This is a genomic window from Leisingera sp. F5 (assembly GCF_001593695.1).
Genome location: NZ_LUKH01000097.1, coordinates 1 through 6,630, shown reverse-complemented (window position 1 = coordinate 6,630; position 6,630 = coordinate 1). Strand labels below are relative to the sequence as shown.

Here is a 6,630-nt window from a genome sequence, read left to right as displayed (position 1 = left end):
CCATCATCTCCTTCAAGAGATGCGCCGCCCCCAGTTCAGCGTGCTGAGAAGGGGGCGGTGTCAGATCACATCGAGACTAATTCAGGTGACCCGACACGATCACCACCCGCCAAACCTGGTCATTCTGTTGCTTGTTGGGTGGTTATCTTCCAAGCATTCGGCATAAATGCTTCGTCGAGCTCAGTATCTGCAACGTGGTTGGTGTAATTCGACAGGATCTTCAGCGCGGTGCCCAAGATCACTTCCAGTACGCTTTGCTGCGTGTAGCCCGCCGCCAGGAAGGCATCCAACTGCGCATCGCTGGGCCACCCGCGGCTTTCGTTGATGATAATGGCAAACTGACGAAGCACCTCGAGCTTGGCGTCAGCGATCGGAGTGTTGTCGCGCAGCGCGTCAATGATGTCTGCGTCCACTTCGGCCATCTGCGAAAGCGTTGTATGCGCCGCCATGCAGTAATTGCAGCCGTTGAGGCGATTGTTGGTCATCAGGATGATCTGCCGCTCGGTTTCCGACAGAGCGGTTTTTCCGAAGATAGCCGACAGGCTCATGTACCCTTCGAGCATTGTCGGAGCCTCGGCCATTGCGGCATAAAGGTTCGGGACGAACCCGTATCCTTTCAGAGCCGTCTGCAGGATCGGTTTGGCAGGTTCGGGTGCCGTTTCGACGGTGTGTTTTTTAAAGTCGGTCATGGGCGTTTCCTTAAGAACAAGGGGGACGGCGGCCATTGCCGTGGCAACAGCCGTCGGGTTCGGGGAGAGAAATTTGGATTACAGTTCGCTCACAGGGGTGTTTACGATGCCTGGCCAATTGGCGTGGGCGCCTTCGATGACCGCTGTTTTGTCTTCGAGGTATTTCTCAAAAATTGCGGCATTTACGAAGAGATAGAGCTTGCCATCGACAATGTCGGCATAACGGACGTCCCCGTCGAGTTTTTTGCCAACGAAGACGCCAAAGGCGCAGAAACCCCCGAATTGCGGCAAGTGTGCTGCCGGGTCGGCGTCGAACTCGGACTGGGCGGCCGCAGAGGCAAAGTAGTACTCCACGCCATCATATCCGGAGGTGAATTCGGCGTTTCCTTTTACAGGGTTCCCGTCATGAAACATCGACACCGGATCAACACCGTGCATGCCCAGCGGTTGGCCCGTCAGGGTCAGGCTGTTGGTGACGCTGTATTCGTCGGCAGCCAAAACACAGGTCGCAAGCGACAGCGTAATGACAGAAGACGAAACTAGAGTGCCTGTCCAGAAACAGACGGATTTCAGGGTGCTATTGGTCATTTTCTTCTCCAGAATACGGGATGAAGGGTTCGGGGGTCAGGCGCCGTTTCCAATCCGAGTGACAGCGTCGTCGGTCCACCAGACACCGTTGGCCACCATGCGGAAGTTGATGAGTGCGGCAAGGTATCCGTCTCCTTCGGGCACTTTGGCACCCGCAGTTGCGTCGCGCACAACGGCAACCTCGTAGCCCAATTCAAGCAGGTCATAGAGATGCGCCTGAGTGCAAAGATTGGCGGACATGCCCGCAAGGATCACCTTGTCGATCCCGCGTTTGCGCAACTGCAGATTCAGGTCGTTTTGCGCCGGGCTGTAGACCTTGTGGGGGGAGCACACGATGGTCTCGCCGTCTTCGATGTATTTCTTGTACTGCGGCATCCAATCGGCGCCCGACCCTTCGAAGTTGTCGAGGTTCAGCGGTCCGGGGCGGTCAAACATGCCAATTTTGTGCATCGTCGCTTCCAGCGTGCCCTCGAAGTTCCACTTGTGGTCATGGGGGTAGTAGTAGTGGGGAGAGATAAAGACCGGCATGCCCGCCGCCTTGGCCGCAATGAAGAGGCGTTCGATGTTGTCGACGGTCCCCTGTTCCGTGACGCTTTCGCCCACAACACCCCATGTCACACCGTCCTCCGACAGAAAATCGATCTGCGGGTCGGTGACTACAAGGGCAGTGCGCCCGGGTTCGATGGTCATGTCAATCTGTGGCAAACCGGGGTTTTCAGGATCCGCATATGCTGCCTTTGCCGCATCGGTTGCAGCACCCGCTGCGTTGCCTATGATGGATGCAGCGCCCGCTGCGCTGGCTGCGGCAACACCCGCCAGCACGCGGCGGCGTGCAAGATCGACGCTTTCGCGCGTGTGTCCGCACCCGCAATTGTGGTCATGTTCGCGATCGGAATTCATGAGTAGTCTCCTTGGCTAAAGTTGGAGCAGGGCATCGTGGCTCTGCATTGAGGACGCAGGCATTCGGACAAAGCTTCCCTATTCGCAGCCGATGAGGCTGCGTCGCTGGTGTTGAATGTTCTCTTGCTTGCAGGATCGGCGCAGGAAAGAGCGGCAGCCGCGACAAATCTTCAGGTTGTCTAGAGACCCAATTCAGTCAGACCTTGGTGTCCCAGGGGGCGCGTCGCATCTGTCCAGTGGAACAGACGCTGCGCTTCATCGATAGGCAGGTCATTGATCGAAGCGATCCTCCACTTCATCAGCCCGTCCTCGGCGAATCCCCAGTTTTCGTTTCCGTAGGATCGAAACCACTGGCCGCTGTCGTTGCGCCATTCATAGGCAAACCGCACCGCGATGCGATTGCCGGTAAAGGCCCAGAGTTCCTTGATCAGGCGGTAATCCAGTTCGCGGGTCCATTTGTCGGTCAGGAATTTTATGATGGCGGAACGCCCGGTGATGAATGTGGCGCGGTTTCGCCAGACACTGTCGGCCGTATAGGCAAGTGCAACCTTTTCGGGGTCTTTGGAATTCCAGCCATCTTCGGCCATGCGGACTTTTTCGATGGCGGTGTCATGGGTGAATGGCGGCAATGGCGGGCGGGTCATTTCGTTGTCCTTTTGGTGAGTATTGATGGGGCGGGAGCAGATGGTGCTGCGTACGACAAGGGGCAGAATGCCGTCGCAGTTGCCTCAGCAAGCCTGATGATTTCAGCAATGGTCGCGAGAGCCGACCAGACGCCACAGATCAGCACCACTGCGAGGGCCCTTTCGTTTGGCAGACCCTTGTACGGCTTCCAGGCATTGCGGGTTGGTGAATGGGGCGAAGCAGGAATGGCCCGGGAACGGCTGAGTTCGCGATGGCAAGGGAAACAAACCACGTATGGCAATGAATGCCAGTTGAGGCGGACAGTTGTTACGGGACGTCTCATTCCTGCTTCTCCGGTTGGAGGTCTGCCGTGGCGTCGTCAGGGACTGTTCTGACGCTTGAGTGCTGGCATCCCTCAGGTGGCTGATGAAACCAATTTAGGTGCCAGGGGGCTCTGGGTATTGGCCGGTTCTGCCAAGGTATTGGCATTGTCTGCCAATCACGGTTGGTGCTTGGCACGTCACAGTGAAAGCTGACGGAATTGCGCGGGAGCCTCGCCCACCCAGCGTTTGAACGCCCTGCTGAATGTGCTTTGTTCGGAAAACCCGGTCAGAAAAGCGACCTCTGCTATAGAGCAGTTGCTGTCTGCCAACAGTTCCTGCGCCAGTGACAGTTGCGCATCCCGTAAGACATCCCTGTAGGACAGGTTTTCATCCGCTAGTCGACGATAAAAGGTGCGCTCACTCATGCCCATACGCATCGCCACGTCAGAAGCTTGCGGCACCCCTTCGCTAAGGCGCGAAGCGAGATGATCCAGGACCTCATCTTTCAGGGAGGACGGATCGGGCAGCTGCCGGATCTCTGTATCAAGGTGTTGGGTGAGGAAGTCAGAGATGCCCTGATCCCCCAATTTGTTTGGTTGATTGAGGAGGTCCGGAGTAATAGCAATCGCGTTGTCGCTTGCACCAAAGTGGACCTTGCATCCGAAAAAGGCTTCGAAGAGCGCAGGATCTCCGCGGCAGTCATGTCTGAATGAAACGTGGTCGAATTCGATATCGTTGCTGCCAAAGGCTTTGATGTTATCTGCAATGGCGGCAAGCGCACATTCATCTCGAAGTTGGAGTGCCGGGCGATCCGGTGTGCGGGCCTCTAGGGCAAACAGCACTGGATCAGTGTCTTCTTTCAGGCTGTAAACGGCGGTGTCTGTGAGTAACCGGAAATAGCGCTCAAGGCGCAGCAGACTTTCCCTCAGAGTCGGTGCGGATTTTATAGCCAGACCCAAAGCGCCAAGATCGTTGCCTCGGATTTCGCGTGCATAGCTGAATACAAGTTCGGGATCGTCCTTCGTTCGTATCCGAAGCCAGTCGATCAACCCGAAATAGGCGCTTTCGGGGATTTTGTCTGCCGTAGGGCTGTTCAGGCAGTACAGGGTCTCTCCATTTCCCAAAACCTCCCCGCCCTCATTAAGATCAAGCCCGGCCGCACGGGTTAACGTGGTTGCAAAGATAGATGCCACTGATGCCATTTCGATTTCCCCATGCCATTTTGCACGTGTGTTTTTCCCTGCGTCCTTATTCGATTGTACGGGTTGTCCCCGACACCAGCACCGGCGCGTCGGCTTCGTCCGGAATGGTGTCTCTTGGTTTGGAGGACATGCCCATGTCGGCGCCTTGCGTAACCTCGATGCTGGCGGTGTAGGACCAGCCAAGATCGCGCAAATATCCGGCGAACGCTGCGGCGGCTTCGATGGCGGGGTCTTCGGGCACGCCGCTAATGGAAAAGGAGTTTCGGGAATGGATTTGGCGCCGGTCCTCAGCCCAGATCAGATTGATGATGGTCAACCCATGTTGCTCCATAAGAAGCCGACCGGCTTCCAGATCATACACTATGGCCGCCAGCCGCACGCGATGACGCAAGGCCAGTACAAGGTGATCATTGCCTGCATTTGCAGTTTCCGGGGGTATCTGAGGGTCGAGATCATCCCCGCGAAGACCAAAGAGCGCAAGGGCCTTTTCAAGCGGTGCGGCATCAACAGGACCGATGTGCGCCGGTGGCGATGACAGTTCGATCTGTGACTGCCTGGCGTCATCCAACCGCCCGGCAACGCAGATACCGCCTGCGTTGATCTGAAGGGGATAGATGCCCGGACCGTTCAGCTCCGTCATTACCGCACCAACAGTGATGGTAGCGTGACCGCAAAAATCTACTTCGCAATCAGGGGTCAAGTAACGAACGCGCCAGTGAACTCCCTCGGGGGCTGCAAGAGCGGTATCGGAATATCCGGCAGCGCCTGCGATGGCCTGCAACTTTGCGTCGCTGGGCAGGCTGTCCCCAATAAGGGCGCCTGCGGGGTTTCCACCGGCGCCACCTTCGGAAAAAGCGGCGGCCTGGCGTACGTCTGTCATATCCGCCGTGGTCATCGTGCGGTTCCTCTTTTGGACAGCCCCCGCCCGGGCTGAGCCGGGCATAGGCCATGTTGGTTATCCAATGGTCAGATTGTCCGAGTTGTTCCAAGAATTTCGAGCGGGGCGCGATGGATGCCCTCGCCTCGGAAATCCACGGCTAAACAGATCGGCAAATGCGCAACCAGGGTGAACCGATCGGTTAACGTGATCAAGTAAAAATTCACGATCCACACCGTCACGGCCCCTGGTCACGCCGAATTTGCTCCAAATAACATCATAATATCAGATGTTTTCTTGACTGGTGCGCCGCTCGATTATATTGACCGATCAGTCAATGTGAAGGGCCGATATGAGCCAAAGCAAACGGGCAGAACTGATTCGAAAAGCGCTCTTGCTGTTTTACCGAAACGGGTTTCATGCGACGGGCATGGATCTTGTCGCCAAAGAGACAGGGGTGTCGAAAACCTCTATATACAAACACTTTCGCACCAAGGACGAGTTGATACTCGCGGTACTCCGCTTGCGGGACGAGGAATTCCGGAATTGGTTATGCCGGAGGATGGAAGAACTGGCAGACACGCCGCAAGGGCAGTTGCTGGCAATGTTCGATGCGCTTGAGGAGTGGTTTTTAGAAGACGGTTTCAAGGGCTGTATGTTCATCAAGGCAAGTGCCGAATTTCAAAATCCGGACGATGCTATCAACGCGCAGGCCTATGCGCACAAACGCATGCTTGTGGACCATTTCGAGAATCTGGCAACGCATGCCGGGGCAGAGAACCCGCATGCCCTAGCCCGGCAATTCCTGCTGTTGAAAGAAGGGGCGATTGTCATTGCGGCTATGTCACATTCGGAATCGGCTGCGCGCGAAGCAAAATCCGTCGCAAGCCTACTGGTTGCAAGCGGACTGGTCGGCACACAAAGGACTGCTTGATCCAACGGAGCTTTATAAAATGGTACTTGGGATTTGAGTTCTCCCCGAGACTGGAGAGTATGTCTATTGTTTACAAGGTAAATACGATTGAAAACTAAGGCGAAATCAGCGTTTCCTCAGCAGACTTATCGGACGTTCACGGAAATCCAGCATCGGTCGGAAAGGGCTTTCAGGCGCCGAATGGCTTTGTTGCACAAATGAACTGAGGGGATTCATGTTGTGAATCCAGCGTGATAGCTGGAGCGCATGAGCAGCCGGGCCCCTACGAAGTATAAGACCACGAACTGGCCGTCTTGCAATGACAGCTTGAGGCAGCGTGGATCGCTGTCGATCTGGTTTGATCCTGAGATGATCTGGACACCTCGGCCGGCTGGCAAACGCGGCCGGCACCCGCAATTCAGCGATGCGGCGATCCAGGCCTGTCTGACCTTGAAGGTGTTGTTCGGGATGCCGCTTCGGCAGACGAACCGGGTTCGTTGAAAGCCTGCTGCGG

The 6,630-nt window shown here is 56.2% G+C and carries 7 protein-coding genes and 1 pseudogene; 2 read left to right on the top strand and 6 right to left on the bottom strand.

Features of this window, described 5'->3' with window-relative positions; translation table 11 throughout:
* Window positions 1–119: 119 nt before the first annotated feature.
* From A2I95_RS24520 to A2I95_RS24495, 6 genes are all read right to left on the bottom strand, one after another.
* Window positions 120–689: a carboxymuconolactone decarboxylase family protein gene (locus A2I95_RS24520; protein WP_291734059.1), complete on the bottom strand. Its 570-nt coding sequence runs from the start codon at window positions 687–689 to the stop codon at window positions 120–122.
* Window positions 690–767: 78 nt separating this feature from the next.
* Entirely contained in the window at window positions 768–1,277 is a 510-nt protein-coding gene (locus A2I95_RS24515) for a YHS domain-containing (seleno)protein (protein ID WP_291734057.1), read from the bottom strand.
* A 36-nt stretch (window positions 1,278–1,313) separates the two neighbouring features.
* Window positions 1,314–2,177, bottom strand: a complete 864-nt coding sequence (locus tag A2I95_RS24510; protein WP_291734054.1) for a cysteine hydrolase — start codon at window positions 2,175–2,177, stop codon at window positions 1,314–1,316.
* 179 nt (window positions 2,178–2,356) lie between these two features.
* Entirely contained in the window at window positions 2,357–2,821 is a 465-nt protein-coding gene (locus A2I95_RS24505; protein ID WP_027257757.1) for a nuclear transport factor 2 family protein, read from the bottom strand.
* A 500-nt stretch (window positions 2,822–3,321) separates the two neighbouring features.
* Entirely contained in the window at window positions 3,322–4,326 is a 1,005-nt protein-coding gene (locus A2I95_RS24500; protein ID WP_027257758.1) for an AraC family transcriptional regulator, read from the bottom strand.
* A 46-nt stretch (window positions 4,327–4,372) separates the two neighbouring features.
* A complete protein-coding gene (locus tag A2I95_RS24495) occupies window positions 4,373–5,221 on the bottom strand; it encodes a PhzF family phenazine biosynthesis isomerase (RefSeq protein WP_291734048.1) in 849 nt (282 codons plus the stop codon).
* 334 nt (window positions 5,222–5,555) lie between these two features.
* Here A2I95_RS24495 and A2I95_RS24490 point away from each other — a divergent pair, with 334 nt between their 5' ends.
* Both A2I95_RS24490 and A2I95_RS24485 read left to right on the top strand, forming a co-directional pair.
* On the top strand, window positions 5,556–6,137 hold the full coding sequence (locus tag A2I95_RS24490; RefSeq protein ID WP_291734046.1) for a TetR/AcrR family transcriptional regulator: 582 nt from the start codon (window positions 5,556–5,558) through the stop codon (window positions 6,135–6,137).
* Window positions 6,138–6,383: 246 nt separating this feature from the next.
* A pseudogene (locus A2I95_RS24485) lies at window positions 6,384–6,630 on the top strand (transposase); the annotation flags it as partial.

Excerpts from the sequence above, each read along its gene's own strand:
- A2I95_RS24520 (WP_291734059.1), bottom strand. The coding sequence starts at position 689 with ATGACCGACTTTAAAAAACACACCGTCGAAACGGCACCCGAACCTGCC.
- A2I95_RS24515 (WP_291734057.1), bottom strand. The coding sequence starts at position 1,277 with ATGACCAATAGCACCCTGAAATCCGTCTGTTTCTGGACAGGCACTCTA.
- A2I95_RS24510 (WP_291734054.1), bottom strand. The coding sequence starts at position 2,177 with ATGAATTCCGATCGCGAACATGACCACAATTGCGGGTGCGGACACACG.
- A2I95_RS24505 (WP_027257757.1), bottom strand. The coding sequence starts at position 2,821 with ATGACCCGCCCGCCATTGCCGCCATTCACCCATGACACCGCCATCGAA.
- A2I95_RS24500 (WP_027257758.1), bottom strand. The coding sequence starts at position 4,326 with ATGGCATCAGTGGCATCTATCTTTGCAACCACGTTAACCCGTGCGGCC.
- A2I95_RS24495 (WP_291734048.1), bottom strand. The coding sequence starts at position 5,221 with ATGACCACGGCGGATATGACAGACGTACGCCAGGCCGCCGCTTTTTCC.
- A2I95_RS24490 (WP_291734046.1), top strand. The coding sequence starts at position 5,556 with ATGAGCCAAAGCAAACGGGCAGAACTGATTCGAAAAGCGCTCTTGCTG.